We start from the raw sequence: 26,161 nt of genomic DNA, 5'->3' as shown, positions 1-26,161 counted from the left end.
GACACTCCAGAACAATTGCCTGGCAGTTCTGGACTGCGCTTATCAGAAGGACGAGTTGATACCGAACTTGAAGTTCTGGACCTTGTCGAAATCTTCCTTCGCGACCGGCACGGCATAGTCGACACGCAGCGGCCCGAACGGCGATGCCCAGATCAGGCTGACGCCGACGGAGGCGCGCAGGGAGGCGTCGGTGCCGCGGGCGAACTCGCCGGCACCCGTGAGCTCGACATCATTACCGTAAAGCGTACCGGCATCGACGAAGAACGCACCCCGGAATCCGCTGTCACGCGGAATTCCCGGCAGCGGGAACGATGCTTCCGCCGAGGCCGTGAAATAGGTCGTGCCGCCCAGAGCGTCGCCATTGTTGACGCGAGGACCAACACCGTTGCGCTCGAAGCCGCGAATGTCGCCGCTGCCCAACTGGAACTGGTCGAAGACCTCCATCGATCCGGACGTCTTCACCAGGTGGCCCGCGCTGCCGGCAAGCGAACCGATGATATCCGCTTCGTCGTTCAGGGTGTAGTACCACCTCGCCTTGCCCGAGATCTTGTAGAAATCGGAGGTACCGCCAAGGCCGGCGAACTCCTGCGTGACCGAAGCGAGAATACCCTCACGCGGCAGCTGCGCGTCGTCGAGCGTGTTGTAGGTGAACGAGTGCGATATCGACGAACGTGTCCAGGGGCTGCCGTCAATTGCCCTGTCATACGGCGAAGACAGCTCGTCCTCGTCGCCGAAATATTTCAGTTCGGTATAGTTATAGCGCAGCGTGGTCGACAGACTTTCCGTGATCGGCGCCGTTACGCGCAGACTGAAGCCCTGATCATTATAGCTGTAGTTATCGTCGTCGAAGTCGTTTTCGTTCTTGAACACATCGAAGCCCGCAGCCAGGCGATAGCCGAGGAAATAGGGCTCCGTGAAGGAGATATTGTAGGTCCTGCTGTCCTCGCCCCTGCCGGCGGCGAGACGAATGTATTGCCCGCGACCAAGGAAGTTCTTCTCTTCGATCGAGGCTTCGATAAGGAAGCCGCCGCCGCTGCCTGCGGAATAACCGGCGCCGATACCGAACGAGCCGGTGGCCTGATCCTGAACATCAACAATGACGATCACGCGATCGGCCGCACTGCCCTGCGCCGTCGAGATATTCACCGACGAGAAGTAGCCCAGCGCCTCGAGCCGACGCTTTGCGCGCGCGATCATTTCCTGGTTGAACGCATCACCCTCGCCGACGTCGAACTCACGACGGATGACGTAGTCACGCGTACGCGTGTTGCCGCGGATCTCGATGCGCTCGACATAGGCGCGCTCGCCCTGGTCGACGAGGTAATCGACGGCGATGGAGTTGTTGGCGAGATCACGGTTGCCGCGCGGCGTTACGCGTGCAAAGGGATAGCCGGCCGAAGCGACACGCTTCGAGATCGCGCTCATCGTGTCCTGAATGTCCTTGGCCTTGTAGACCGAACCCTCACGACTCTGGACCAGGCCTCTCAATTCATCGGCATCGATGCCTTCGACAGTCGATTCCACGTTGATCGGGCCGAAGGTGTAACGCGGACCCTCCTCGACAGTGATCGTCACCGTATACTCGTTTGTCGCTTCATTGAGCGTCGCGTCGGACGAGATCACACGGAAGTCCGCATAACCGCGGTTGTAGTAGAACTGGCGCAGCAGTTCCTCGTCGGCGCGCAGTTTGTCCGGATTATAGACATCCTTGCGCGTCAGGAACGAGAAAATGCCGGATTCCTTCGTCGCGATCACCGACTGGAGACGACCGTCGCTGTAGACTTCGTTTCCAACGAAGTTGATCTGGGTGATCTTGGTGCGCTCGCCCTCATTGATGACGAATGCGAGATTGACGCGCCCCTCGGCGATCGGGACGACCTGCGTCGTCACGGCAACGTCACTGCGGCCGATCGCGGCATAGGCATCCTTGATGGCCTGGATGTCGTTTTCGACGGTCGCTTCACTGTAGGGACCAAGCGGCTGCGTGCGAACGATTGCCTGCAGCTTGTCGTCCTTGATCTTGCGGTTGCCGTTGAAGACGACTTGGTTCACCAGCTGATTTTCACTGACATTGACGACCAGCGTACCGCCGGAAACGCTAATGCTGACATCCGAGAAATAGCCGGTAGCATAAAGGCGCTTAACGGAAGCATCGATGTCGGCATTGCTGAAGCTCCTGCCGGGAACGATCGTGATGTTCGCCCGAACGGTTTCGGGACTCACACGCGTCGCACCACGCACCTCAACCCGATTGACGACCGCGGCATAGGCGACCGACGTACCAGCAATCAACCCGACACCGGTTCCTGTCGCAACCATGCTCGCAGACAGCGCAAACGCCGAGACCGCGTTCAAAAACCTTGAACCAGCTTTCATTGTCAATTCTTACCTTTTTCCAACGTACCGCGGCAATTCCGTACCGACTCCGGTCACGGTTGCCGTTTTACCGGCTTTTCCCATACAAGCAAGCCGGCTCGTTAATTTCTGTTTACTTCAATTCGAACCGTGGCTTAACAGCCACTACGGCGTCGCGTTATCGTAAACAAATGGTTGCGAAACAAGTGACCGGAATCGGTCGCTCAGACAATCCCCAGGCATTCTCCCCTCGACCACCCATGCGCTCTGCAGGCCTTCGCGGATTGCTCGGCTAGCGCCTCGGCCCCAAAATCGGAACCGATTTAGCCGAAGAGCCAGTTGATGTCGTTCCAGGCCGCAAAGAACGTCAGCATCAGCACCATCGCAAAACCTATGCGGAATGCCAGTTCCTGTGCAGCCGGGCCAACCGGCCTTCCCCGCAAAGCCTCGACCGCATAGAACACGAGATGTCCGCCATCAAGCACCGGCACGGGCATGAGGTTAAGCAATCCTATGGAAACGGAAAGTACGGCCGCAAAGTTGAGCACTTCGGCGATCCCGAGCTTCGCCATCTGGCCGGACATCTGCGCGATTCGGATCGGCCCTCCCAGTTGATCGGCGTTCATCCGGCCAACGATCATATTCCCCAGATAGTCGAACGTACCCGTCACGATCCGCCAGCTTTGCAAGGCACCCTGGCCGACAGCCTCGAGGGGGCCATAGGTCTCGATTCGGAAGTTGCCCGCCTCCTGGTTCGTTCCGATACCGATCTTGCCCTCTTCGACCTTGTTACCGAGCGGATCAATCGTTTCCGTGCGCTGCGGCACCATGCGCAGGTCGATCACGGTGCCGTCGCGCTCGATTCGGACCTGTATCGGCAGTTCCGGGCGGACGCTGACATAGCGGCGCACGTCATCGAAGGTCGAAACCGGGGTGCCGTCGATGGAGATGAGCCTGTCCCCCTGCTGGACGCCAACTTCTTCCGCTGCACTGCCCGGCGCGACGAAGGCGACCACCGGATCGGCGACCGCGCGGCCGTAAACCGAGAAAAGAACGGCAAAGATAGCAATTGCCAGCAGGAAATTGGCGATCGGTCCGGCGGCAACGGTTGCCGCCCGTTTCCACAGCTTTGCGCCAAGGAACGTTCTGTCGCGTTCGCCCGGGGCGATCCTCTCCAGCCCTTCGTAATCGGGCGAGCTCGCCGCGTCCTGGTCGCCGAAGAACTTTACATAGCCACCAAGCGGAATGATGCAGAATTTCCACCTGGTGCCTTGGCGATCCGTCCAGCCGAAGAGTTCCGGCCCGAAGCCCACGGAAAATGCGACGACGCGGATGCCGGACCAGCGACCGACCAGGTAGTGCCCCATCTCATGAACGAAGACCAGCAAGGTCAGGAGGAACAGGAACGTGGGAATGGTGTATTGGAGGTTGTCAAGCAGAAGGCTCATTTTGGTTCCTAACGCATCCGCTGTGGCGATGACCGCTGTCCGACTTCGAGATGCTGCATAATCCTACTCTTATTTCCATGGGGCTTTAAGAAACTATGCAAGCAGCGACGGTGGCAATGACAAAACTGTGAGACTCCGCATCCGCGCTTCTGCTGCATGTCTCCCAAAATCGACCTTTGCGCGCCTGATAAGACGCGCGGCGCTGTAGGCCGCCCACCGGCGCAACCTAGAGACCCAGAAGCACGGAACCAAAGGCGGACTCCCGGCCGCCGCTCAACAGGAGCTGGCCTAGCACGAGAAGCAACGCTGCTCCGCAGGCGAAAATCAATCCATCGACCCGATCCATGACTCCGCCGTGCCCCGGTATCAGTCGGCTTGAGTCCTTCACGCCGAAGCGCCGCTTGATGAAGGATTCAAACAGGTCGCCAATCTGGCTGGCGATGGAGAGCACGAGGGCAATGGCCGGAATACGGAGGTCCTGCAGCGAGAAATGCGCCATGAAGACGCCGAGGCCCGAAAGAACCCCGCAGATTGTACCACCGATCGCCCCCGACCAGGTCTTGCCCGGCGAAATCGCCGGAGCCAGCTTCGGTCCCCCGACCGCCCGGCCGACAAAATAGGCGAAAATATCGGTTCCCCAGACGACGGCGAAGACGAAGAGCATCGCGATGAGGCCAAGATAATCCGCCCCGCGAATGGCCGCCAAGGATATGCTGGTCAAGCCGGCATAGGCGATGCCACCAGGCAGCCACCAGCTTCCCTTCCTGATCGACACCCACAGCGCCGCCAGCGCGATCGAACCGGCGAGCACAGGCAGGGTCAACGACATATGGTCAAGAAGCACCAGCGCAGCGACGACAACCTGCGACAGCCAGCCGAAAGCATTGCCCCGGAAATCGCTTTCGACGAGCCTCGTGATCGTCGACCACTCGTAATAGACCAACAGGCCGATCGCGACGGCCAGAAGCTGGAAAGCGAAGCCTCCCGCCCAGGTGGCGCCCAGAGCAATCGCGGCGAGCACGACGGCGGAGGCGATTCTAAGCTTCAGCTCGGTCTGCATCAGGAGCCAACCGCCAAAGTCGGTCGCGGCAGTCCGCCAAAGCGGCGTTCCCGGCCGGAATATTTCTCGATCGCTGCGATGAACGTCTCCCGCGTGAAGTCCGGCCACAGCTCGGGAATGAACAGCAATTCGGAGTAGGCTCCTTGCCAAAGCAGAAAATTGGAAAGGCGCTCCTCTCCGCTCGTCCGAAGGATGAGATCGGGATCGGGAATGCCTGCCGTGTCGATTGTTTCTGCGATCCGCTCCGCCGTGATGTCGCCGGGAGAAAGACGGCCGGCGGCCACCTCTTCAGCCAGGCGCCGCATTGCTCTCGCCAATTCGTCCCGCGCGCCGTAGTTGAAGGCGATCACCAGGGTGATCCCCGTATTGCCGCTTGTCGTCTCCTCCGCCTCGAGCAAGAGCGGCAGGATATCGCTGGTCAGATTCGCGCGGTCGCCGATAACGCGGATGCGGACGTTCTCGCGATGCAGGTCGGCCAGATCCCGCCGGACGAATGTCTTGAGCAGGCCCATGAGGTCGCTGACCTCATCCTCGGGCCGGCTCCAGTTTTCCGAGGAAAATGCAAACAGAGTCAGATAGCGGACGCCCAGCTCCGCGGCCGTCTTCACCGCGCCGCGGACCGCTTCGACTCCCTTGCGGTGGCCCATCGTGCGGGGCAGTCCACGCGCGTTCGCCCAACGACCGTTGCCGTCCATGATAATGGCGACGTGAGCCGGTACGTTTGTGAAGGTGATATCTGGCATGGGCTGTCCGAAAATAGAGACTCACATTCTAACGGGTCAGACCTGCATGATTTCCTTTTCCTTCTCCGCGAGCAAGCGGTCGATTTCGGAGATCATTTCATCGGTCATCTTTTGCACGCGTTCTGACTGGGCGCGGCTCTCATCCTGGCCGATCTCGCCATCCTTTTCGGCTTTTTTCAGGTCATCCATGCCGTCGCGGCGGACATGGCGCACCGCTACCTTGCCCTTCTCGGCATAGTCATGCGCGACCTTTACCAGCGACTTGCGGCGCTCCTCGTTCAGCTCCGGCAGCGGGATGCGCAGGTTCTGCCCATCCACGATCGGATTGAGGCCCAGATTGGCTTCCCTGATCGCCCGCTCGACGGCGCCGACCATGGATTTGTCCCAAACCGAAACCGAGAGCATCCGCGCTTCCGGGACCGTGACGTTGGCGACCTGGTTCAGCGGCATACGCGATCCGTAGGCCTCGACGGTCACCGGATCGAGAACGTTTGCCGATGCGCGGCCGGTACGAAGCGATGCGATGTCGTGCTTGAACGCGGCAATCGCCCCGTCCATCCGGCGCTTCAGTTCCTTCAGATCCACACCTTCACTCATGATTTTAGCTCCCGTTCTGTTAGGCGGCCCACCGGGCCCCCGCAGATTATCAGTTGTCCGTAACGATGGTGGCGCGGCCGCCACCGGTCAATATCTCTGCGAACCCGCCTTTCTCGTGGATTGAGAAAACGACGATCGGAATGGCATTTTCCCGCGCGAGCGCCACCGCGGCAACGTCCATCACGGCCAATCCCTTTTCGAGGACCTCGCTATGGGTCAGCCGATCGAAGCGGGTGGCAGAAGGAACTTTCTTCGGGTCGGCGGAATAGATTCCGTCGACCTGCGTTCCCTTGAAGATCGCCTCCGCACCCATCTCCGCGGCACGAAGCGCCGCCGCCGAATCCGTCGTGAAGAACGGATTGCCGGTACCGCCGGCAAAGATCACCACACGCCCCAGAGAAAGGTGATAAAGCGTCGCGCGCTGCGAGAAGCTTTCGCAAATCTCCGGCATCGCGATCGCCGAGAGCACCACCGTATCGATATCGAGTTTGCGTAGCGATGTTGCAAGGGCAAGCGCATTGATGACGGTCGCCAGCATGCCCATGTGATCGCCCGTCACCCGGTCGCCGCCCTTGGAGGCGACCGCCACGCCGCGGAAAATATTGCCCCCGCCGACGACGACGCCGACTTCAACGCCCATGGCCCGAGCTTCGGCGATGTCCGATGCGATCCGATCGGCAACCGCCACATCGATGCCGAAGCCCTGGCTCCCCATCAAGGCTTCGCCAGAGGCTTTGAGAAGAACGCGCTTATAGATTGGGTTGGCCGACATCATCACTCCTGAACAGATCGGCACGCATGCGCGAAAGGCGCGCACAGCGGCAACAAGGAAAAATCCGATTGCGTGGTATCGACCGCCTCGATGTGCGTTCCAGCGGGCCCGACGCAATGACGAATGCCGGATACACGAAGGGCACCGCGTTGTCACGCGATGCCCTGAGCTTTTCCCAATCGGGAAGAAGAAATCAACCCTTGGCGGCGGCTGCCACTTCGGCTGCGAAGTCGGACTCTTCTTTCTCTACGCCTTCGCCGAGCAGCAGGCGAGCGATGCCCGTAACCTCGATCGGCGCGCCGACGTTCTTTTCGGCTTCCTTGAGGGCCGCTTCGACGGTCTGGTCGGGGTTCATCACAAAGGCCTGCGAGAGAAGCGCGACTTCCTCGAAGAACTTGCGCATACGGCCCTCCACCATCTTCTCGATGATGTTGTCCGGCTTGCCCGAAGCGCGCGACTGCTCGATGAAGACATTGCGCTCGCGTTCGGCAACCGCCGGATCGATCTCGCTCGGACGGACGGCGAGCGGGTTGGTCGCGGCGACGTGCATGGCAACCTGACGGCCGATGGCGTTCAGCGCTTCCTTGTCGCCCGTGGACTTCAGCGCGACCAGAACCCCAAGCTTGCCGATACCATCGCCGGCGGCATTATGGATGTAGGTCGCGACAACGCCATCCTCGACAGCGAGCAGGGCGGAACGACGCAGCGTCATGTTCTCGCCGATCGTCGCAATCGCGTCCTTGATGGTTTCTTCCACAGACTTGCCGGTGGCCGGATAGGTCGCGTTGGCAACGGCCTCAACGCTGCCGTCCGTACCGAGCGCGACGCTGGCGACGCCGCGGACGAGGTCCTGGAAGGCCTCGTTGCGAGCGACGAAGTCGGTCTCGGAGTTGATCTCGACGACAACGGCCTTGTTGCCGGCGCTGGCGATACCAACGAGACCTTCGGCAGCGGTGCGGCCGGACTTCTTGTCGGCCTTCGCGATGCCCTTGGCGCGCAGCCAGTCGATCGCGGCTTCCATATCGCCGTTGGTCTCAGCAAGCGCCTTCTTGCAATCCATCATGCCTGCGCCGGTCTTCTCGCGCAGATCCTTCACCATCGCGGCAGTAACAGTCATCTTCATGCCTCTTCGTCTGTTTCGCTGGCGCGCCAACAGCAAGTGGCGCTGTGCCAGAAGGTTTGGCAGGGAATGGCCTTTGCATGTGACACCGTGATGACGTCGTCATCGTGGTGCGGCGCGGGCTAATTCTCGGAGCCGCGCCATTCCCGGCTGAAAAGAACGAGGCCGTTCAGATTTCCATCAGAAACGGCCTCGTCCGGACAATTCATGGAATACGGCAGCGACTGCTGCCGATCTCCCGGTCAGGCTTCGGACGATTCGTCGAGAGCCGGCTCGACCGGAACCTCTTCGGCTGCGCCGAGGTCACGGCCGGCTGCGCCCTGCTGACGCGCAATGCCGTCGATGGCTGCGCGCGCGACGAGGTCGCAATAAAGGGCGATCGCACGCGACGCGTCGTCATTGCCGGGGATCGGGTAATCGATCAGGTCCGGATCGCAGTTGGAGTCGATGATGGCGACGACCGGAATGCCAAGACGCTTGGCTTCTTCGATCGCGATCGATTCCTTGTTTGTGTCGATGATGAACATCAGGTCCGGCGTGCCGCCCATGTCGCGGATACCGCCGAGCGCACGGTTCAGCTTTTCGCGCTCGCGCTCGAGGTTCAGGCGCTCCTTCTTCGTGAAGCCGGAAGCTTCGGAAGCGAGAATCTCGTCGAGCTTGCGCAGACGCTGGATCGAGTTGGAGATCGTCTTCCAGTTGGTCATCATGCCGCCGAGCCAGCGGGCGTTGACGTAGTACTGGGCGGAGCGCTTTGCTGCGTCAGCGATGATTTCCGAGGCCTGGCGCTTGGTGCCGACGAAGAGCACGCGGCCGCCGCTGGCAACGGTGTCGCTGACGACCTGAAGGGCGCGCGACAGCATCGGCACGGTCTGAGCGAGGTCGATGATGTGGACGTTGTTGCGGTCGCCGAAGATGTACGGCTTCATCTTCGGGTTCCAGCGGTGCGTCTGGTGACCGAAGTGGACGCCTGCTTCGAGAAGCTGGCGCATGCTAAAATCAGGCAATGCCATGCCTTTATTCTCCTTTTCCGGTTGAACCTCCGCAAGGCGTCGAGCACATATCGATGTGCCCACCGGCGGAACGATCCGGATTTCTCCCGGATAACCCCATGCCTCACGTGTGGAATGGCCAGCCCTTAGCCGCAACCGTCCGACAAATCAAGACACGAAGTCAGATTTGCCGCCAAAAGCGCATCGCGTTTTTCGTGCGACGCGCTTGAGGACGTCACGCATGTCGTTGTCCCGAACCGCTGCACACACTCGGGACGACATGTATTATTTGCAGTCTTCCGCCTTGAAGACTTCGAGTTCGGCAAGTTTGCCGGTCAGAACGAAGTCGCCGTAGTCCATCGTCAGATCACGGGTGACGCCATTGTCGTAGAGCTTGAAAGACATGCGGTAGATGGGCACCGCATCGCCGGTGGCTCCGTCGTTGAAGTAGGAGATCGTCACCGGCCAATAGCTTTCGCCCGCCAGCTTGCCGGCATTGCCGGCGTCCGCGTCATCCGGCGCCGGTTCGCGTGCCTTGCCGACAAAGGTCGAGGTGATCAGCGTCTTGTCGCCCGAATCGGAGCCATCGAAGATGCGGGATTCGAAGAAGGTTTCGCCCCTCTTGGCACGCTCGATCACCTCCAGCATGTGTTCGGTCGGAAATCGGCTTGCGGCCAACGCCACTTCGCGCTTGTCGGGCACGGTCAGTTCCACCTTGACGCCGGACGTCTCCTCATGCGCGCTGCCGCGTACTTCCTTGTCCAGCTTCTCATCCGTGAAGGAACGTGTCAGGAAGCGGAAGCTGCCGGTTCTCATATCTTCGAAGGTGGTCGTCTGCTGGTCTGTCAGGCGAACTTCTTCACCCGTGTCCACCTGAGTCACGAACCGGAAGCTGACCGTGTATCCTTCGCAGGCGGAACCGATGAACTCGTAGACCATGCGCCCGTACATTCCGGTAATGCCGGAACGTTCGGAGGCATTCTTCAGCTCGAGGTCGTAGACGGCGCGGTGAGGCGCGAGCGTACCGGCATTGGCCACGTCGGAAGCGGCCGCCGCGGCGAGCCAGGCGCACGAGAAAGCGACGAGACCGAAGCCTTTGCGAAACATCCGTTTCCTCCTGTTGGACTCGCCGTCAATGCGTTAAACAAGCGTTCGGCAGAAACAAGGCAGCGCCACCCGGCTCGAGCCAATCCTGCCTGCATGACGGATTTTATCACAAAAGACAACAACGGAGCCCCCTATGTCCGCAGAGATCGAAACGCGCCTCAACGAACTCGGTATCGAGCTTCCGCAGGCGGTCGCGCCTGTCGCGAACTACGTTCCTTTCGTCGTCACCGGCTCGACGCTCCATATTTCCGGGCAATTGCCCATGGAAAGCGGCAAGGTCGCGGTTACGGGGCACGTCGGTAAGGAGGTCGACGTCGCGGCGGCACAACGGGCGGCCGAGCTTTGCGCGATCAACATCCTTGCGCAGGCAAAGGCGGCACTCGGCGGCGATCTCGGTCGCATTCGCCGCCTCGTCAAGATCAACGGCTTCGTCGCCTCCACACCGGAGTTCACCGAACAACATCTCGTCATCAACGGCGCCTCGAATCTCCTGGCGAATGTGCTCGGCGAAGCCGGCAAGCACGCGCGCGCAGCGGTCGGCATGGCCTCCCTGCCCTTCAATGCGGCGGTCGAGATCGACGCCATCCTCGAGATCGCCTGATCAGGGACGCCATTTATGAAGGACACGTCCTTTCTCAAGGCCCAGCCGATCGCGCATCGCGGCTATCACGACATGAACCGCGAAGTCTGGGAGAACACGCTTTCGGCCTTCGCCCGCGCCGTCGAGGCGGGCTTCGCGATCGAGTGCGACCTGCAATACACGGCGGACAGCAGCCCGGTCGTCTTTCATGATGACGACCTGCAGCGTCTCTGCGGGCTGAAGGGGGATGTCCGGGCGAAAACGGCTGCAGAACTCGGCCTCCTCTCCGTCGGCGGTACCGGGGACAAGGTGCCGACACTGTCGCAACTTCTTCGGCTCGTCGACGGTCGCGTACCGCTCGTCCTTGAACTCAAGGGCCGGAAGGGCGACGACGAGGGCTTCGCGGCAGCCGTGCTCGACACGCTGGAGGGTTACAAGGGGCCAGTGGCGCTGATGAGCTTCGACCATTGGCTGCTCAGGGACCTGAAGGCGCTCGACGCCCCCCATCCGCTCGGGCTGACCGCCGAAGGCTCCAAACCGGAAATTTTCTTCGTGCACGAAGAAGCGATGCAACTCGGCCTCGATTTCATTTCCTATTTCTACGGCGACCTGCCGAACCCGTTCATCACCAAGGAGCGCACCCTTGGCTGCACGGTCATCACCTGGACCGTGCGCGACCGGCGGGCACAGGAACATACCTTCGCCCATGCCGATCAAATGACATTCGAAGGTTTCGATCCACGGGAGACCATGATTTCCTAAGGTCATGTCAGACGCGATCACCATCCGCATCGAGCATTCGTTCACCGCGATCTCGCCCGCGAACTGGGATCGGCTTGCCGGCGCTTCGAAAGAGCATCCCGGCACGGCCTATAACCCGTTCGTCTCGCATGCCTATCTGTCGGCGCTGGAGCAATCCGGCTCGGCGACGGCGCAGACAGGCTGGCTGGGGCAACATCTCCTGATGGAGGATGCGGATGGATCCCTCACCGGTGCCCTCATCTGTTACATGAAGAACCATAGCCAGGGCGAATATGTCTTCGACCATGGCTGGGCAAATGCGTTCGAGCAGGCGGGGGGGCGCTATTATCCGAAGCTGCAGTGTTCGGTGCCTTTCACGCCGGTCACTGGCCCGCGCCTCCTGACCGCCGAGGGGACCGATCCCCGACCGGGGCGTGATGCGCTGGCTGCGGGGCTCAAAGAACTCACGCGCCGACACAGCGTCTCCTCTGCCCATGTGACCTTCGCTCCTGCCGACGAAATGCCGGTTTTCGAGCGGGCTGGTTTCCTGCACCGGACGGACCAGCAGTTTCATTTCATCAATGCCGGCTACAACTCGCATGACGATTTCCTCGATACCCTTGCGTCGCGAAAGCGCAAGGCGCTGAAGAAGGAGCGCCGCACCGCCGTCGAGAACGGAATCACGATCGATTGGCTTACCGGCAGCGACCTGACCGAAGACATGTGGGACCAGTTCTTCGCCTTCTACATGGACACGGGCGGGCGCAAATGGGGGCGTCCCTACCTGACGCGCGACTTCTACTCCCTGATCGGCGAGCGGATGGCCGACGACATCCTGCTGGTCATGGCCAAACGGGCCGGCCGGTACATCGCCGGCGCCATCAACTTCATCGGCGGCGATGCTCTATACGGACGGCACTGGGGCTGCATCGAGGATCACCCCTTCCTGCATTTCGAGGTCTGCTATCACCAGGCGATCGACTTTGCGATCGCCCGGGGACTGCAGCGCGTAGAGGCCGGAGCGCAGGGTGAGCACAAGCTGGCGCGCGGCTACATGCCGGTGACGACCCATTCGGCCCATTTCATCACCCATCCCGGACTGGCGCGCGCGGTCGCGGACTACCTGGAACGGGAACGCCGCGATGTGGAAGAGACCGGCGAATTCCTTGCGGAGCACGGTCCCTTCCGCAAAAGTGCGCGACAATGAAACCGACGAGCGCCGTGGAATTTCGGCGGCGCTCCAACAAGAGGAAATGACATGAGCGGCTACGACACCAGCAACATCTTTGCCAAGATCCTGCGCGGCGAGATTCCCTCCCATCGGGTCTATGAAGACGATGCGACGGTGGCGTTCATGGACGTCATGCCGCAGGCGGAAGGGCATGTCCTGGTATTGCCGAAGGCATCGTCCCGTAACCTTCTCGACGCGAACCCCGCCACCCTGCCCGCATTGATCGAGACGGTTCAGAAGGTCGCGATCGCAGCGAAGGAGGCCTTCGACGCGGATGGCGTCACCATCATGCAGTTCAATGAGGCCCCGGCCGGCCAATCGGTTTTCCACCTGCATTTCCATGTCATTCCGCGTCGCGCCGGCGTTCCGCTAAGGCCCCATTCCGGACAGATGGAAGACGGCGACGTGTTGGCCGCAAACGCGGAGAAGATCCGACAGGCCCTGTAGACCCCCTCAAAAACCGAGCCACCAAAGCCCGGCGGCAAGAACGGCGATTGCCGTAGCGATGCCGGCGACAGGCTTCTGCCGGGCTAGAAAGAAGGCCAGCGCCCCGAGAACGACGGCACCTGCCCGCAGCCACAGCGGCGACTGCGCGAGGACCCCGGTCGGATAGAGGATCAGCTTTGCGATGACGGCCGCGACCAGCGCGGTTGCCACCGCCCTCACCCAATTCAACGCCTCTGAATCGTCCCGGAGCTGCTTGCCGGCAATCACGCCCAGCCACCGCCAGATATCCGTCGCGAGCCAGCCGGCAATCGCAATGAAGGCATAGGCCCACCACCCTTCCGGCCAGCTCATGTGTTCGCCTCACGCCGCGACCGCCACAACCGTTCGCCGGCCCAGGCGACCGTTCCCCCGCCGACGCCGGCGAGCAGGATGTCGAATTCAGGAGCGATCCAATAGAACAAGGGCCCGGCCACGAGTCCGGCGGCAAGAGCGGCATAGACGACCGGGTGACGTGCGGAATGCCAGATGGATGCGAGGAAATAAACGGGGGTCAGGAAGAACAGGCAACCGGCGACGATCGGCGGAAACTCGGCCACGAGATTGTAGACGACGCCGACTAGGACCATGTTGGCCGCGACCAGGGTGATGCCGAAGCCTGCAAAGAACGTAACGCGATGGTGTCTGGGCACGTCATGAATCCGCTCCATGGCAAAGACCCAGGCGGTGATCGCGACGAAGTGCGACAGAACGAGAAGCAGCCAGGTCGGCGTCTTCGGACCACGCAATTCCGGTACCAGCGCGGCAACCATCGGCATCAGTCGGATCGAGGAGAGAGTAACGGCCAGAAATGCCGTCGCGAGACTCGCACCGCCGAGGACCGAGCTTACGAGGATGACCTTGGCCGGTAAGGCCCAGACGATGCCGGTCATGAAGACCACCTGCTCCGGCGGGACGCCCGCCTGGACCGTGAGCGCGCAGAAGCCGACGAAGGACAGCATCAGGATGGCGGCCGGCAGGCTGAAAATCCCCCGAGCGCCCCTCAGAAACCAGGCAAGGGAAGGTCGTTCGTCTTCAACATCTTCCATGAAAAACACGTCGGATCGTCTGTCTGGTGTGGTTGCGATTGGACCTGCTACGGTGCTGCGTCTTCACCCCTTCTGCCCTGCCGGGTGTCTCCCCCACAAGGGGAAGGTTGGGAAGAGGCGGGCACCCGGTTCATCGTCGGCCGCGTTATCTCACCGCAAAGAAGGGTAGCGCTCAAGCGCGCGTTCCAACACTCCGCAGCGCTTGCACACTCGCGAAAACCTCGATGCTGTCCTCCCTCTCGGGGGATAGTGCCGGCAGAACAGGCATAGGTTCACGTGCCCGCATTGAGCGGTGCCGGATGAAGCCACCCGGCACCCTCTGTGCAGTTACAACCGCGTCACTTCTTGCGCGGAACCTTCGGAACCGTCCGTCCCTTCAACGGAGCCGCATCCGAGGAGCCGGACTTTGACGCTGATTTCTTCGGTTTCGCCTTCGGGCTCGCCTCGGCGGGGACGGTTTCCTTTTCTTCCGTCTTCTTCGGCTTGGCGCTCTTTGCCGGGCGCGACACCTCCGCCTTCGGCTTGATCGGAGCCGTCTCCGGCACCGCGTCGAGGACCAGCCCCCTGCTGCCGTCCTCCTTCGTGCCGATCGTCACCTTGACGACGCCGCCTTTCTTGAGCTTGCCGAAAAGGATCTCGTCCGCCAGCGGCTTCTTGATATTCTCCTGGATGACGCGCGCCAGCGGCCGGGCGCCCATCTTCTCGTCATATCCCTTCTCCGCCAGCCAGGCGACCGCATCGGGCGCGAGGTCGAAGGTGACGTTACGTTCGGCGAGCTGGGTCTCGAGCTGCATGACGAACTTCTGCACGACCTGGTGGATGACGGGCGTCGGCAGCGAGTTGAACGGAATCACCGCGTCCAGACGGTTGCGGAACTCCGGCGTGAACAAGCGGTTCAGTGCCTCGATATCCTCACCCGTCCGTGTGGTCGATCCGAAGCCGATGGCCGGCTTGGCCATATCGGACGCGCCCGCATTCGTTGTCATGATCAGGATGACGTTGCGGAAGTCGATCCGCTTGCCGTTGTGGTCGGTCAGCGAACCGTGATCCATGACCTGCAGCAGAATGTTGAAGAGGTCCGGATGCGCTTTCTCGATCTCGTCGAGCAGCAGCACGCAGTGCGGATGCTGGTCGACGCCATCGGTCAGGAGCCCGCCCTGGTCGAAGCCCACATAGCCCGGAGGAGCGCCGAGCAGTCGGGAAACGGTGTGTCGCTCCATGTATTCCGACATATCGAAGCGGAGCAGTTCGACCCCGAGCGACACGGCCAGTTGCTTGGCCACTTCGGTCTTACCGACGCCGGTCGGGCCGGAGAAGACGTAGCAGCCAATCGGCTTATTCGGCTCCCGCAGGCCCGCGCGTGCGAGCTTGATTGACGAGGAAAGCGCCTCGATCGCCAGATCCTGGCCATAGACGACCGACCGAAGCTCCTTCTCGAGATTGGCAAGCACCGCCTCGTCGTCCTTGGACACCGTCTTGGGTGGAATGCGCGCCATCGTGGCGATCGTCGCCTCGATCTCCCTTTCGGTGATCAGCTTGCGGCGCTTGCTCAGGGGAAGCAGCATCTGGGCTGCGCCCGATTCGTCGATCACGTCGATCGCCTTGTCCGGCAGTTTGCGGTCGTTGATGTAGCGGGCGGAAAGCTCGACGGCCGCCCGGATCGCATCGTTCGTGTATTTGAGGTTGTGATAGCCCTCGAAATAGGGCTTCAGTCCCTTCATGATCTCGATCGCGTCGGCAATCGTCGGCTCGTTGACGTCGATCTTCTGGAAACGACGCACGAGCGCCCGATCCTTCTCGAAGAACTGGCGATACTCCTTGTAGGTCGTCGAACCGATGCAGCGAATCGAACCGGAGGAGAGCGCCGGCTTCAGGAGGTTCGATGCATCCATCGCACCGCCTGAGGTTGCGCCCGCGCCGATCACCGTATGTATCTCGTCGATGAAAAGCACGGCTCCGGGAAACTCCTCGAGCTCCTTGACGACCTGCTTCAGTCGCTCTTCGAAGTCGCCGCGGTACCGCGTCCCGGCAAGGAGGGTGCCCATGTCTAGCGCAAAGATCGTTGCGTCCTGGAGCGCCTCCGGCACCTGCTTCTCGACGATTCGCTTGGCAAGCCCCTCGGCGATCGCCGTCTTGCCCACGCCGGGATCGCCGACATAAAGCGGGTTGTTCTTAGACCTGCGGCAAAGCACTTGAATCGTACGGTTGACCTCGGCCTGGCGGCCGATCAGCGGGTCGATCTTGCCGGATTTCGCCTTTTCATTGAGGTTGACGCAGTAGGCGGTGAGTGCATCCTGCTGCTTTTTCGGCGTGGCTTCCTCACTTTCGCGGGAAGCCTTCTGTTCGGATTCCTGATCCTCGGCACCGCGCACCGGCCGCGACTCGGAACTGCCCGGCCGCTTGCCGATGCCGTGCGAGATGAAGTTGACCGCATCGTAGCGCGTCATCTCCTGCTCCTGCAGGAAATAGGCGGCATGGCTCTCGCGCTCGGCGAAGATCGCGACGAGCACATTGGCACCCGTCACCTCCTCGCGGCCGGAGGACTGCACATGGATCACGGCGCGCTGGATCACGCGCTGAAAGCCTGCAGTCGGCTTCGAATCCTCGTCATAGCCGGTGACCAGGTTCGACAGTTCGTTGTCGACATAGTCGGTCACGGTCTTGCGAAGCGTATCGAGGTTCACGTTGCATGCGCCCATGACGGCTGCAGCGTCGGGATCGTCGATCAATGCCAGCAGCAGGTGCTCGAGCGTCGCATATTCGTGATGGCGCTCGTTGGCAAAAGTCAGTGCCTGATGCAGCGCCTTTTCAAGGCTGGGCGAAAATGTTGGCACGTTGAATCCTCATTTCTTTTCCATGACGCATTGCAACGGATGCTGATGCTGCCTGGCGAAATCCATCACCTGCGCCACTTTGGTTTCGGCAACCTCGTAGGTGAAGACGCCGCACTCTCCAACGCCATGATTATGGACATGAAGCATGATACGGGTTGCCTCTTCCCTGTCCTTTTGAAAGAAGCGCTCCAGAATGTGAACGACGAACTCCATCGGCGTGTAATCGTCATTCAGAAGCAAGACGCGGTACAAACTCGGCTTCTTGGTCTTCGGCTTGGTGCGCGTGATTACGGAAGTGCCGCGATTGGGGCCGCCTCCGTCTCCTTCGCTTCCCTGCTGCATCCGGACCGGCATGGCGATCATTCTGTTTCATTCCCTCGAGAGCCGCAATCCATGGACATGGCTACGGCCTGATTGCCTTTATTTAATGGTTCATTCTTGGATTTTAAGGCCGAACAGACGCACTGCAATCATATTCGCATGGCGAAGCACAAGATTGATGCAAATTCTGCCACCAGCGAGCACCACACCCGTCCGGAGCCGAGAAAGCTCCCCGGGCGTGCCTGCGCCGCCAATACGCGGAAAGGCCGGCCGCGACACCCGCGACCGGCCTTTTTCAAAGTTGGCGATCGCCCTCGTCGTCAGGCGGCTGCGGCAGACTTGACCTGCGCGGCCGCCTTGGCAACCGGTGCCTCATAGGGCTTGTAGGCATCCTTGGCGAGGTCGGCATACATTTCGCCGATCTTCGTCGCTTCCGTGACGAACCCTTCGTAGCTCGCCTTCAGGTAGTTCGTCTGAAGTTCGAAAGCTGCCTCGATGCTCTTGGCATTGGAGAGCTTTTCGAGATGGGCGATACCCTCCTCAAAGGACTTCTTCGAATAGTCCGCGGTTTCGGTCGCAATGGCCTGGAAGCCCCTGGTCAGGGCGGAGTAGCTCTTGACAGCCACATCCATCGCTTCCTTGCTTTTTTTATTCGCGTCATCGAAGTTAAACATGGGGCGTCTCCTTTTTGCGTGGGGCAGAGTAGCGGTACAAGTCTAGGTGCAATGCACAAAAAGTCAAGTTATGTTGTGCATCGCAACAGTACGTAAATCCTGCAACAGCTTGATGAAAGAGCCGCCCCTTGCAGTATATCTCTGCGCTGGCGACACAAAAGTACGATTTATGAAGAAAACCCGAGTTCGCAACCGGGTATCAGAGAAAATCGGAATTTTTGCGGCGCGTGGGTCACCATGCGGCATGCGGGCGGAAAAACCGGTCCGCTCTTACAGATCGATGTCCAGAATCGCCATCGAGAAATTGTAGGAAAGCTCGCCGTCTTCCTCATCCCGGAAAACGACGCCGAGAAATTCGTCGCCGAGATAGACTTCAGCGGATTCGTCTTTCTTCGGGCGAGCTTTGACCACCATCGACTGATTGAATGTGCGCTTGAAATAGGCCTCAAGCTTGCGGATCTCTTCGGGCTTCAAATTGACTCTCCGTAGCCGGTTGATTTGGGGCCTTCTCGCATGCGACGGCGGCGGGTGTAAACCCACTCCGGCGCCTGCCGCTCGTCGACTCTCAGATTCTCACACAACCCTTGAACAGGAGGGCATCCTAATGCAACGGGCGCCCCGGGAAAACGGGACGCGCCTTAGCGCCCACATCTCTCAGATGTCGAAGCTCGAGAGGAGCTGGTCCATCTGGCGCGACGGTTCTGAGCATCCGGCCTCGCCGACCACCCTTGCCGGAACGCCTGCAACCGTCGTCTTCGGCGGCACCGGCTTCAGCACCACCGAACCCGCGGCTACCCGCGAGCAATGGCCGATGTGGATATTGCCGAGAATCTTCGCGCCGGCGCCGATCAGCACGCCGTCGCCGATCTTCGGATGGCGGTCGCTGCCTTCCTTTCCGGTACCGCCAAGCGTCACGCCGTGCAGGATCGAGACGTTGTCGCCGATGACGGCCGTTTCGCCGACCACAAGGCCCGTCGCATGATCGAGGAAAATGCCACGGCCGATGCGAGCGGCCGGATTGATATCCGTCTGGAACACGCTCGAGGAGCGGCTCTGTAGATAGAGAGCGAAATCCTTCCGCCCCCGATTCCAGAGCCAATGCGCGAGACGATGCGTCTGGAGGGCATGGAAACCCTTGAAATAGAGAACAGGCTCGAGAAAGCGCGTGCAGGCCGGGTCGCGATCATAGACGGCCTGGATATCGACGCGCAGGATCGTGCCCCATTCCGGCCAATCATCGAGCATCTCCGAAAAGGTCTGATGCAGCAGGTTTGCCTGGAGGTCCGGATGATCCAGCCGCTCGCAAATGCGGTAGATTACGCTTTCTTCCAGCGAATGCTGATTGACGACGGTCGAATACAGGAAGGCGGCGAGCATCGGGTCGCGCTCTGCAGCCACCCGCGCCTCTTCGCGCAGACTATCCCAGATGGGGTCGACCGCCTTGAGCGATTCCGCATGACGAAGTTCGGTCTTTGCGACCATGGCCGCGCTCCTTCCCGATCAGATTGTACCGCCAAGGGCCATATATAGGGCAATTCCCCGCCGACATAAATGGGCCTTTCGGCCCATCGGTGGAAGACCTCGGCGCCCTAGGGCCTTGCCTGGTGGAAACAGGCCCGGCCCTACGGGTTGGCTGAAGCGGGCGGCCTGTTTGCCCGGCTGTGGCTTGGCCGTGTGCTTTGGCTACGCCGCGCCCCAGCCGCGCAAACATTCCGCTCCGCTTGAGCCAACAGAATTGTTTTCCTAAGCAGGAAAGGCTCTAAGACCGGCCGACCTCTGCGAGGAACTCGAGAACCGCCTTCTTGAACACCCGGTCGCCCACCGCAAGCATATGGTCGCGACCCGGGATGTCCAGCGCCTTGGCATGCGGAATCAGTGCGGCAAGTTCCTGGGCCGATCCGGCAATATCGTCCTTGGTCCCGACGCCGATCAGCACCGGCACGTCGATACGCCCGACATCCTCCACCGATAGCAGATCGCGCGAGGTGGAAATGCAGGCGGCAAGTGCCTGGCGATCGCTTTTCGTCTGATCGGCAAAGGCGCGGAACATGCGGCCGCGTTCATTCGTCACGTCCTCGAGCGATGGCGCGAGAAGCGCGCCGGCGATCGGATCCCAGTCTCCGACGCCCGCTACCATGCCGATCCCGAGGCCACCGAAAACGAGCGAACGGACGCGGTGCGGATGCCCCAAGGCGAGGAAGGCGGAGATGCGCGCGCCCATGGAGTAGCCCATGACATGCGCCTCGCCGATGCCGAGATGGCTTAGAAGTGCGACCGCATCGCCCGCCATCTGCGGCGGATGATAAAGCGAAGGATCGTAGGGCTTGCTGCTGGCGCCGTGGCCGCGATTGTCGAACGCGATCACCCGGTAACCCGCTTCGCCCAATGTCTTCACCCAGCCCGGAAAGACCCAATTGACATTGGCGCTCGAGCCGAAGCCATGGATGAGCAGGACCGGATCCCCTGAAGGGTCGCCCTCATCGAAAAAAGCGATCTCCAGCCCGTCATGCGCGAAGCGGGAAAATTGCGGCGGATTCAGATCCATCTCTGTTCCTGGCGAATTGTTGTGTTCGGCCGAAAACTAGGCGGTAACCACTTGGCGGAAAACCCCTTCACCCCCCAAAACCACAGGCGCGTCATGTTTGCTGCTACACATTTGCAGCAAAGCTCATTATGGTGCCGGCCAAATCGACACCCCAAGATTTGCATACATCGGAGTCTCAAGACATGGCCGGCCACAGCATCCCCCATTTCCAGAATGACGGCGGGCACCGGGTAATCGAGATCGGCGTGAAGGAGTTCATGTGCACGGGCGCATCCATTCCCTTCGATCACCCGCATATCTTCATCGACATGGGCGATGACAACGAAAAGGTCTGCTCTTATTGCTCCACGCTCTACCGCTATAATCCGTCGTTGACGGCGACGGAAACGATCCCGCCGGGCTGTCTCTTCGAAAACAAAGCTGCCTGATTGCCAGTCGGCGAGGCGCCGATGCAAAAGGCTCCGATCGCAATCGTCGGCGCCGGCATTGCCGGCCTTACGATGGCGCTCTGCCTTGCGCGCCAAGGCCTCGACTCGGAGATTTTCGAACAGGCCGAAGCGCTCGAGGAGGTCGGCGCCGGGCTCCAGCTCTCGCCGAATGCATCGCGGATCCTTATCGAACTCGGGCTGCTCGAAGCCCTTCAGGAGGTATGGAGCGAACCGGATTCGATTATCCTTGCCGACGGGCGGTCGCTGCGGACCCTTGCACGCGTGCCGGCGGGCGCCGACGCCCGCAGCCGCTGGGCGGCGCCCTACGGCGTGCTCCACCGCGCCAGTCTTCAGCGGATCCTGCTCAGGGCCGTGCAGTTGGAGCCGCGCTGCAGGCTGCATCTCGGACATCGGATCGAACGCGATCCCGGCCCGGCGGTCATGGCGGAAACAGGCCGGCGGCCACAGGTCGTCGTCGGCGCCGACGGCATCCGGTCGCAGGTCAGAGCCGTCCTCCCTGGAGCGGGTACGGTGCGCTTTTCCGGCAATGTCGCCTGGCGACTGATGGTGCCCCGCGCTCGGACGGCGAACGTCCTCTCCGACGATCGCGTCACCGCCTTTCTTGGACCGAACGCCCACCTCGTCGCCTACCCGATCAGGGAGACGGACAGCTTCAACCTGATCGCGATCATCGGTGGCAGTCCCGCTAACGACACATGGGTCGGCCAGAACTCCGAAGGACGGCGACGGGAACTCACCGCTTCATTTCGGCACTGGAATGCCCGCCTGCGCTCGATGCTCGACAATGCCGCCTCAGCGACTTACTGGCCCCTTTGCACGGTCGATGAAGGCGCGTGGCAGAACGGGCGTGATATCGTTCTCATCGGTGACGCCGCACATGCCATGACGCCCTTCGCCGCCCAGGGTGCGGCGATGGCAATCGAGGACGCCCACGAACTCGCCCGTTGCCTCACGCGATGCGAGGACATTGCCTCCGCGCTCCGCCGGTACGAGGCCGCCCGCAGACCGCGCATCGACCGCGTCCGCAAGAGGGGCGCCTTCAACCGCTTTGCCTACCACGCCCGCGGACCGATCCAGGTAGTGCGCAACGCGGTTCTGGCGCTACGGAGCCCTGAAGCGCTCGCCGCCGATCTCGACTGGCTTTACGGCTACGGCGCTCCGGGACGATAGAGCGCGGCGCCCCCGACATGTGCGGGAGCACTCCTCTTGTGCCCGCGCGGTCAGACCGCGTTCGCAGCTGCAAGACCGGCCTCGACGTCGCGGCGGATGTCCTGAACATCTTCCAGCCCGATCTGCAGCCGGATTACCGGGCCTTCCGAAGGCGCCTTCGCCACCTTGCGGTCGGTGAGGTTCACATGAAGCGCGAGACTCTCGAAACCGCCCCAGGAATAACCAAGGCCGAAGATGGAGAGCGCATCGAGGAAGGCATGCGCCTTCGCCCTGCTCTTCTCCGGCTCGGCCTTCAGAACGAACGAGAAGATGCCGCTTGCGCCGCCGAAGTCGCGCTTCCAAAGCTCATGGCCCGGGAAGCTCGGCAGCGCCGGATGCAACACGCGCGCAACCTCTTCACGGCTCTCGAGCCAGCGCGCGGTTTCAAGGGCGCTTGCCTGATGTCGCTCGAGGCGAATGCCCATCGTGCGCAGGCCGCGCAGGATTTGGTAGCTGTCGTCCGGGGATACACAGACCCCGAGCGTCACCATCGCCTCGCTGAGAGCCGGCCAATGTGCCGCGTTTGCGGAAACCGTCCCGAGGAGGACGTCCGAGTGGCCGGACGGATATTTGGTGGCGGCATGGATGGAAATGTCGACGCCATGCTCGAGCGGCCGGAAGTACAGCGGCGTTGCCCAGGTGTTGTCCATGGTCACGATGCAGCCATGGCGATGCGCAACGGCGGCGATCGCTCCGATGTCCTGCATCTCGAACGTGTTCGAGCCCGGCGCCTCCAGATGAACGAGCCGTGTATTCGGCCTGATCAGGGCTTCGATTCCCGCGCCGACCATCGGATCGTAATATTCGACGGTCACACCGAGCCGGGTCAGCATCGTGTCGCAGAAATGTCGCGTCGGGAAATAGACCGAATCGACGATGAGGGCGTGGTCGCCCGATGAGAGATAGGCGAGGAACGGCACGGTGACGGCAGCGAGCCCCGAGGGCACGAGGATCGTTCCGGCCGCCCCCTCGAGTTCGTTGATCGCGTCGCAGAGCGCGTCGGTCGTCGGCGTGCCGCGCGTTCCGTAGGTGTACTTCTGCGCTCGCGTTTCCATGGTTCTGGCATCCGGAAACAGCACGGTCGAGGCGTGCACCACCGGCGGATTGACGAATCCATGGAAATCGGAGGGGTTATTGCCAGTGTGCGCAAGGCGGGTGTTGATCCCCATCTCGCTTACTACGCTCTTCTTGTCTGCCATTGAAACGTCCGCTGCTCTAATTCGACGCCAACTCATCGAATGCCGCATCCGCGGGGTCAAGGGGAAATTCGGTCAGCAACCGTCGAATCGCGATAAAGGTGCACGTGGCCGATTTTTTACTCATAATCGCCGGATTTTCTGCGAAATCTGCCTAAACTTCTGGCGGATTTCACGTTTTTCACATGAAAAAACGGAAAATCGGCATCATCTCTTGACCCTTGTGGATTTTGGGCATGAGATAGATCGCACTCAAGCCAGGAGGGTGGCTGAGGCTGCACGCGCTACGAGCGCATCATCGTGCAGACGGGAACTAACGACAACCGAAAAGGTTCAAAAAAATGGCAAGAAGAATTGTGACAGCCCTTCTAGGTGCTGCGGTCATGGGGATTGGCGCAAATGGTGCATCGGCCGCCACCCTTGACGACGTGAAGGCCAAGGGCTTCGTCCAGTGCGGCGTGAACACGGGCCTCGCCGGCTTCGCGGCACCCGACGCTGCCGGCAACTGGAGCGGTTTCGACGTCGATTACTGCAAGGCCATTGCGGCCGCCATCTTCGGCGACGCGACGAAGGTGAAGTATACGCCCACCTCCGCCAAGGAGCGCTTCCCGGCACTGCAGTCCGGTGAGGTCGACGTTCTGGCCCGCAACACGACCTGGACCATCAACCGCGACACGGCGCTCGGTTTCAACTTCCGCCCGGTCAACTACTATGACGGCCAGGGCTTCATGGTTCGCAAGGCCCTCAACGTGAAGTCCGCCCTCGAACTCTCGGGTGCAGCCGTCTGCGTGCAGACCGGCACCACCACCGAACTGAACCTCGCGGACTACTTCAAGGCGAACAACCTGCAGTACAATCCGGTGGTCTTCGAGAAGCTCGAGGAAGTGAACGCAGCCTATGACGCCGGGCGCTGCGACGTCTACACCACCGACGCTTCCGGCCTCTATTCGCTGCGCCTGACGCTCTCCAACCCGGACGATCACGTGATCCTGCCGGAAATCATCTCGAAGGAGCCGCTCGGCCCGGCCGTCCGCCAGGGCGATGACCAGTGGTTCGATATCGTGACCTGGGTTCACTACGCGCTTGTCCAGGCGGAAGAATTCGGCGTCACCCAGGCCAACGTCGAGGAGATGAAGAGCTCTCCAAACCCGGACGTTCAGCGCTTCCTCGGCGTCGAGGCCGACAGCAAGATCGGCACCGACCTCGGCCTCACCAACGACTGGGCGGTTAACATCATCAAGGCCGTCGGCAATTACGGCGAAGTCTTCGACCGCAACATCGGTGCAGGCAGCCCGTTGAAGATCGAGCGCGGCCTGAATGCCCTTTGGACCAAGGGCGGTCTCCAGTACGCGATGCCGGTTCGCTAATCGGCTTTCACGAATCGCGGGGGAGCGGTATACGCCGCTCCTCCGTTTTCAACGATAAGAACGCCCGCAAAGGGCGGATAGGGGAAAGAGGCATTGCATGGCCATTGGCGTCACGAATGCGCCTGAAAAGAGCAAATCCTCCGGATCGATCATAAACGATCCTCAGGTACGCGGGATCTTCTACCAGGCAGTTACCGTCATTATTCTCGCGGTTCTCGTCTATTGGATCGTCGACAACACGGTCGAAAACCTGAGGCGAGCCAATATCGCCTCAGGTTACGGTTTCCTGGACAGCCGCGCCGGCTTCGACATGGGTCAGTCGCTGATCGCATTCAGCAGCGACTCCTCCTACGGCCGCGCACTGCTGGCTGGATTCGTCAACACCCTGCTCGTAGCCGTCACCGGCATCATCACAGCCACAATAATCGGCTTCATCATCGGCATTGGCCGCCTGTCGCACAACTGGATTATCGCGAAACTTTCGCTGACCTATGTCGAAGTGTTCCGCAACGTGCCGCCACTGCTCGTCATATTCTTCTGGTACAGCGGCGTCCTGGCAGTATTGCCGCAGGCACGAGAGGCACTCGCCCTGCCTTTCGATGTCTACGTGAGCAATCGCGGCGTTGCCTTCCCGAGGCCCGTTCCCGGAGAGGGCGCGGGGTACACGCTCTTTGCCTTCCTCATCGCCATCGTGGCGAGTGTCCTCATTGCCCGCTATGCGCGCCAGAGGCAGATGGCGACCGGCCAGCGCTTCCCGGTCGCGTGGACCGTGGTCGGGCTCATAATCGGTTTGCCGCTTGTCACCTTTCTGGCGACGGGCGCGCCTCTCAGCTTTGACATCCCGGTCGCGGGCCGTTTCAACCTGACCGGCGGCTCCGTCGTCGGGCCGGAATTCCTCTCGCTTTTCCTCGCTCTGTCTTTCTATACCGCGGCTTTTATCGCCGAGATCGTTCGGGCGGGCATCCGCGGGGTGTCCAAGGGACAGACGGAGGCCGCTCACGCGCTTGGTATCCGCCCAGGATTGACTACGCGCCTCGTGATCGTGCCGCAGGCCATGCGGATCATCATCCCGCCGCTGACCAGCCAGTATCTCAACCTCACCAAGAACTCGTCGCTGGCGGTCGCGATCGGCTACGCGGACCTGGTCGCGGTTGGGGGAACCATTCTCAACCAGACCGGACAATCGATCGAAATCGTCAGTATCTGGCTCATCGTCTATCTCAGCTTGAGCCTCGCCACCGCGGCGTTCATGAACTGGTACAACGCACGCATGGCGCTGGTGGAGAGGTGA

26 protein-coding genes are annotated in these 26,161 nt (G+C 61.1%); 8 read left to right on the top strand and 18 right to left on the bottom strand.

The window, feature by feature from the left end; translation table 11 throughout:
- Nucleotides 1-42 precede the first annotated feature (42 nt).
- From bamA to SJ05684_RS06405, 9 genes are all read right to left on the bottom strand, one after another.
- A complete protein-coding gene (gene bamA, locus SJ05684_RS06445; RefSeq protein ID WP_034854656.1) occupies nt 43-2,376 on the bottom strand; it encodes an outer membrane protein assembly factor BamA in 2,334 nt (777 codons plus the stop codon).
- Between the two features lie 302 nt (nt 2,377-2,678).
- Nucleotides 2,679-3,803: an RIP metalloprotease RseP gene (gene rseP, locus SJ05684_RS06440; RefSeq protein ID WP_034854657.1), complete on the bottom strand. Its 1,125-nt coding sequence runs from the start codon at nt 3,801-3,803 to the stop codon at nt 2,679-2,681.
- Nucleotides 3,804-4,029: 226 nt separating this feature from the next.
- The gene (locus tag SJ05684_RS06435) at nt 4,030-4,863 is read right to left on the bottom strand and encodes a phosphatidate cytidylyltransferase (RefSeq protein WP_034854658.1); all 834 of its coding nucleotides are present in this window, start codon (nt 4,861-4,863) and stop codon (nt 4,030-4,032) included.
- Nucleotides 4,863-5,606: an isoprenyl transferase gene (locus tag SJ05684_RS06430; protein WP_034854659.1), complete on the bottom strand. Its 744-nt coding sequence runs from the start codon at nt 5,604-5,606 to the stop codon at nt 4,863-4,865. The genes SJ05684_RS06435 and SJ05684_RS06430 overlap by 1 nt, the downstream gene beginning before the upstream one ends.
- 36 nt (nt 5,607-5,642) lie before the next feature.
- Nucleotides 5,643-6,203, bottom strand: coding sequence for a ribosome recycling factor (gene frr / locus SJ05684_RS06425; protein ID WP_034854660.1), 561 nt, complete (start codon nt 6,201-6,203; stop codon nt 5,643-5,645).
- 49 nt (nt 6,204-6,252) lie between these two features.
- On the bottom strand, nt 6,253-6,975 hold the full coding sequence (gene pyrH / locus SJ05684_RS06420) for a UMP kinase (RefSeq protein ID WP_034854765.1): 723 nt from the start codon (nt 6,973-6,975) through the stop codon (nt 6,253-6,255).
- A 193-nt stretch (nt 6,976-7,168) separates the two neighbouring features.
- Nucleotides 7,169-8,092: a translation elongation factor Ts gene (tsf, locus tag SJ05684_RS06415; RefSeq protein ID WP_034854766.1), complete on the bottom strand. Its 924-nt coding sequence runs from the start codon at nt 8,090-8,092 to the stop codon at nt 7,169-7,171.
- Nucleotides 8,093-8,337: 245 nt separating this feature from the next.
- A complete protein-coding gene (gene rpsB, locus SJ05684_RS06410) occupies nt 8,338-9,105 on the bottom strand; it encodes a 30S ribosomal protein S2 (RefSeq protein WP_034854661.1) in 768 nt (255 codons plus the stop codon).
- A 264-nt stretch (nt 9,106-9,369) separates the two neighbouring features.
- The gene (locus SJ05684_RS06405; RefSeq protein WP_034854662.1) at nt 9,370-10,191 is read right to left on the bottom strand and encodes a cell envelope integrity EipB family protein; all 822 of its coding nucleotides are present in this window, start codon (nt 10,189-10,191) and stop codon (nt 9,370-9,372) included.
- Between the two features lie 133 nt (nt 10,192-10,324).
- Here SJ05684_RS06405 and SJ05684_RS06400 point away from each other — a divergent pair, with 133 nt between their 5' ends.
- The 4 genes from SJ05684_RS06400 to SJ05684_RS06385 are packed head-to-tail and all read left to right on the top strand — an operon-like array spanning nt 10,325 to nt 13,190.
- On the top strand, nt 10,325-10,792 hold the full coding sequence (locus SJ05684_RS06400; protein WP_034854663.1) for a RidA family protein: 468 nt from the start codon (nt 10,325-10,327) through the stop codon (nt 10,790-10,792).
- 15 nt (nt 10,793-10,807) lie between these two features.
- Nucleotides 10,808-11,533: a glycerophosphodiester phosphodiesterase gene (locus SJ05684_RS06395; protein ID WP_034854664.1), complete on the top strand. Its 726-nt coding sequence runs from the start codon at nt 10,808-10,810 to the stop codon at nt 11,531-11,533.
- A 4-nt stretch (nt 11,534-11,537) separates the two neighbouring features.
- Nucleotides 11,538-12,719, top strand: a complete 1,182-nt coding sequence (locus SJ05684_RS06390; protein WP_034854665.1) for a GNAT family N-acetyltransferase — start codon at nt 11,538-11,540, stop codon at nt 12,717-12,719.
- 51 nt (nt 12,720-12,770) lie between these two features.
- Nucleotides 12,771-13,190 carry an HIT family protein gene (locus tag SJ05684_RS06385; protein WP_034854666.1) on the top strand — a complete coding sequence of 140 codons (420 nt, stop codon included), beginning with the start codon at nt 12,771-12,773 and terminating at the stop codon, nt 13,188-13,190.
- A gap of 6 nt (nt 13,191-13,196) precedes the next feature.
- On the opposite strand, the gene SJ05684_RS06380 is transcribed toward SJ05684_RS06385, so the two are convergent.
- From SJ05684_RS06380 to SJ05684_RS06345, 8 genes are all read right to left on the bottom strand, one after another.
- The gene (locus tag SJ05684_RS06380) at nt 13,197-13,541 is read right to left on the bottom strand and encodes an AzlD domain-containing protein (RefSeq protein WP_034854667.1); all 345 of its coding nucleotides are present in this window, start codon (nt 13,539-13,541) and stop codon (nt 13,197-13,199) included.
- Nucleotides 13,538-14,275, bottom strand: a complete 738-nt coding sequence (locus SJ05684_RS06375) for an AzlC family ABC transporter permease (RefSeq protein WP_034854668.1) — start codon at nt 14,273-14,275, stop codon at nt 13,538-13,540. Before SJ05684_RS06375 ends, SJ05684_RS06380 begins: the two co-directional genes overlap by 4 nt.
- Before the next feature lie 338 nt (nt 14,276-14,613).
- Nucleotides 14,614-17,109: an ATP-dependent Clp protease ATP-binding subunit ClpA gene (clpA, locus tag SJ05684_RS06370; protein ID WP_034854669.1), complete on the bottom strand. Its 2,496-nt coding sequence runs from the start codon at nt 17,107-17,109 to the stop codon at nt 14,614-14,616.
- A 9-nt stretch (nt 17,110-17,118) separates the two neighbouring features.
- Entirely contained in the window at nt 17,119-17,472 is a 354-nt protein-coding gene (gene clpS, locus SJ05684_RS06365; RefSeq protein ID WP_034854670.1) for an ATP-dependent Clp protease adapter ClpS, read from the bottom strand.
- A 278-nt stretch (nt 17,473-17,750) separates the two neighbouring features.
- Nucleotides 17,751-18,104 (bottom strand): phasin family protein, encoded by a 354-nt coding sequence (locus SJ05684_RS06360; protein WP_034854671.1) that lies wholly within the window; start codon nt 18,102-18,104, stop codon nt 17,751-17,753.
- Nucleotides 18,105-18,374: 270 nt separating this feature from the next.
- Nucleotides 18,375-18,578 carry a DUF3126 family protein gene (locus SJ05684_RS06355; RefSeq protein ID WP_034854672.1) on the bottom strand — a complete coding sequence of 68 codons (204 nt, stop codon included), beginning with the start codon at nt 18,576-18,578 and terminating at the stop codon, nt 18,375-18,377.
- A 180-nt stretch (nt 18,579-18,758) separates the two neighbouring features.
- Nucleotides 18,759-19,586 (bottom strand): serine O-acetyltransferase, encoded by an 828-nt coding sequence (gene cysE / locus SJ05684_RS06350; RefSeq protein ID WP_034854673.1) that lies wholly within the window; start codon nt 19,584-19,586, stop codon nt 18,759-18,761.
- A 277-nt stretch (nt 19,587-19,863) separates the two neighbouring features.
- Nucleotides 19,864-20,649 carry an alpha/beta fold hydrolase gene (locus tag SJ05684_RS06345; RefSeq protein ID WP_034854674.1) on the bottom strand — a complete coding sequence of 262 codons (786 nt, stop codon included), beginning with the start codon at nt 20,647-20,649 and terminating at the stop codon, nt 19,864-19,866.
- Nucleotides 20,650-20,831: 182 nt separating this feature from the next.
- Here SJ05684_RS06345 and SJ05684_RS06340 point away from each other — a divergent pair, with 182 nt between their 5' ends.
- Both SJ05684_RS06340 and SJ05684_RS06335 read left to right on the top strand, forming a co-directional pair.
- Nucleotides 20,832-21,077 (top strand): zinc-finger domain-containing protein, encoded by a 246-nt coding sequence (locus SJ05684_RS06340; protein ID WP_034854675.1) that lies wholly within the window; start codon nt 20,832-20,834, stop codon nt 21,075-21,077.
- Between the two features lie 21 nt (nt 21,078-21,098).
- Complete coding sequence (locus SJ05684_RS06335; protein ID WP_034854767.1) at nt 21,099-22,268, top strand: FAD-dependent monooxygenase; 1,170 nt, start codon at nt 21,099-21,101, stop codon at nt 22,266-22,268.
- Nucleotides 22,269-22,318: 50 nt separating this feature from the next.
- On the opposite strand, the gene SJ05684_RS06330 is transcribed toward SJ05684_RS06335, so the two are convergent.
- The gene (locus SJ05684_RS06330) at nt 22,319-23,506 is read right to left on the bottom strand and encodes a cystathionine beta-lyase (protein WP_034854676.1); all 1,188 of its coding nucleotides are present in this window, start codon (nt 23,504-23,506) and stop codon (nt 22,319-22,321) included.
- A gap of 338 nt (nt 23,507-23,844) precedes the next feature.
- On the opposite strand from SJ05684_RS06330, the gene SJ05684_RS06325 reads away from it, so the two are divergent.
- Entirely contained in the window at nt 23,845-24,870 is a 1,026-nt protein-coding gene (locus SJ05684_RS06325) for an amino acid ABC transporter substrate-binding protein (RefSeq protein WP_034854677.1), read from the top strand.
- Between the two features lie 97 nt (nt 24,871-24,967).
- A complete protein-coding gene (locus SJ05684_RS06320) occupies nt 24,968-26,161 on the top strand; it encodes an amino acid ABC transporter permease (protein ID WP_034854678.1) in 1,194 nt (397 codons plus the stop codon).

Source organism: Sinorhizobium sojae CCBAU 05684 (assembly GCF_002288525.1).
GTDB lineage: Bacteria > Pseudomonadota > Alphaproteobacteria > Rhizobiales > Rhizobiaceae > Sinorhizobium > Sinorhizobium sojae.
Note: the sequence above shows the minus strand (reverse complement) of the source record. Positions and strands in the feature narration are given on the sequence as shown.

What these genes read in the sequence shown, in the direction of transcription:
- bamA (WP_034854656.1), bottom strand. Translation starts at nt 2,376, where the DNA reads ATGAAAGCTGGTTCAAGGTTTTTGAACGCGGTCTCGGCGTTTGCGCTG.
- rseP (WP_034854657.1), bottom strand. Translation starts at nt 3,803, where the DNA reads ATGAGCCTTCTGCTTGACAACCTCCAATACACCATTCCCACGTTCCTG.
- SJ05684_RS06435 (WP_034854658.1), bottom strand. Translation starts at nt 4,863, where the DNA reads ATGCAGACCGAGCTGAAGCTTAGAATCGCCTCCGCCGTCGTGCTCGCC.
- SJ05684_RS06430 (WP_034854659.1), bottom strand. Translation starts at nt 5,606, where the DNA reads ATGCCAGATATCACCTTCACAAACGTACCGGCTCACGTCGCCATTATC.
- frr (WP_034854660.1), bottom strand. Translation starts at nt 6,203, where the DNA reads ATGAGTGAAGGTGTGGATCTGAAGGAACTGAAGCGCCGGATGGACGGG.
- pyrH (WP_034854765.1), bottom strand. Translation starts at nt 6,975, where the DNA reads ATGTCGGCCAACCCAATCTATAAGCGCGTTCTTCTCAAAGCCTCTGGC.
- tsf (WP_034854766.1), bottom strand. Translation starts at nt 8,092, where the DNA reads ATGACTGTTACTGCCGCGATGGTGAAGGATCTGCGCGAGAAGACCGGC.
- rpsB (WP_034854661.1), bottom strand. Translation starts at nt 9,105, where the DNA reads ATGGCATTGCCTGATTTTAGCATGCGCCAGCTTCTCGAAGCAGGCGTC.
- SJ05684_RS06405 (WP_034854662.1), bottom strand. Translation starts at nt 10,191, where the DNA reads ATGTTTCGCAAAGGCTTCGGTCTCGTCGCTTTCTCGTGCGCCTGGCTC.
- SJ05684_RS06400 (WP_034854663.1), top strand. Translation starts at nt 10,325, where the DNA reads ATGTCCGCAGAGATCGAAACGCGCCTCAACGAACTCGGTATCGAGCTT.
- SJ05684_RS06395 (WP_034854664.1), top strand. Translation starts at nt 10,808, where the DNA reads ATGAAGGACACGTCCTTTCTCAAGGCCCAGCCGATCGCGCATCGCGGC.
- SJ05684_RS06390 (WP_034854665.1), top strand. Translation starts at nt 11,538, where the DNA reads ATGTCAGACGCGATCACCATCCGCATCGAGCATTCGTTCACCGCGATC.
- SJ05684_RS06385 (WP_034854666.1), top strand. Translation starts at nt 12,771, where the DNA reads ATGAGCGGCTACGACACCAGCAACATCTTTGCCAAGATCCTGCGCGGC.
- SJ05684_RS06380 (WP_034854667.1), bottom strand. Translation starts at nt 13,541, where the DNA reads ATGAGCTGGCCGGAAGGGTGGTGGGCCTATGCCTTCATTGCGATTGCC.
- SJ05684_RS06375 (WP_034854668.1), bottom strand. Translation starts at nt 14,275, where the DNA reads ATGGAAGATGTTGAAGACGAACGACCTTCCCTTGCCTGGTTTCTGAGG.
- clpS (WP_034854670.1), bottom strand. Translation starts at nt 17,472, where the DNA reads ATGATCGCCATGCCGGTCCGGATGCAGCAGGGAAGCGAAGGAGACGGA.
- SJ05684_RS06360 (WP_034854671.1), bottom strand. Translation starts at nt 18,104, where the DNA reads ATGTTTAACTTCGATGACGCGAATAAAAAAAGCAAGGAAGCGATGGAT.
- cysE (WP_034854673.1), bottom strand. Translation starts at nt 19,586, where the DNA reads ATGGTCGCAAAGACCGAACTTCGTCATGCGGAATCGCTCAAGGCGGTC.
- SJ05684_RS06345 (WP_034854674.1), bottom strand. Translation starts at nt 20,649, where the DNA reads ATGGATCTGAATCCGCCGCAATTTTCCCGCTTCGCGCATGACGGGCTG.
- SJ05684_RS06340 (WP_034854675.1), top strand. Translation starts at nt 20,832, where the DNA reads ATGGCCGGCCACAGCATCCCCCATTTCCAGAATGACGGCGGGCACCGG.
- SJ05684_RS06335 (WP_034854767.1), top strand. Translation starts at nt 21,099, where the DNA reads ATGCAAAAGGCTCCGATCGCAATCGTCGGCGCCGGCATTGCCGGCCTT.
- SJ05684_RS06330 (WP_034854676.1), bottom strand. Translation starts at nt 23,506, where the DNA reads ATGGCAGACAAGAAGAGCGTAGTAAGCGAGATGGGGATCAACACCCGC.
- SJ05684_RS06325 (WP_034854677.1), top strand. Translation starts at nt 23,845, where the DNA reads ATGGCAAGAAGAATTGTGACAGCCCTTCTAGGTGCTGCGGTCATGGGG.
- SJ05684_RS06320 (WP_034854678.1), top strand. Translation starts at nt 24,968, where the DNA reads ATGGCCATTGGCGTCACGAATGCGCCTGAAAAGAGCAAATCCTCCGGA.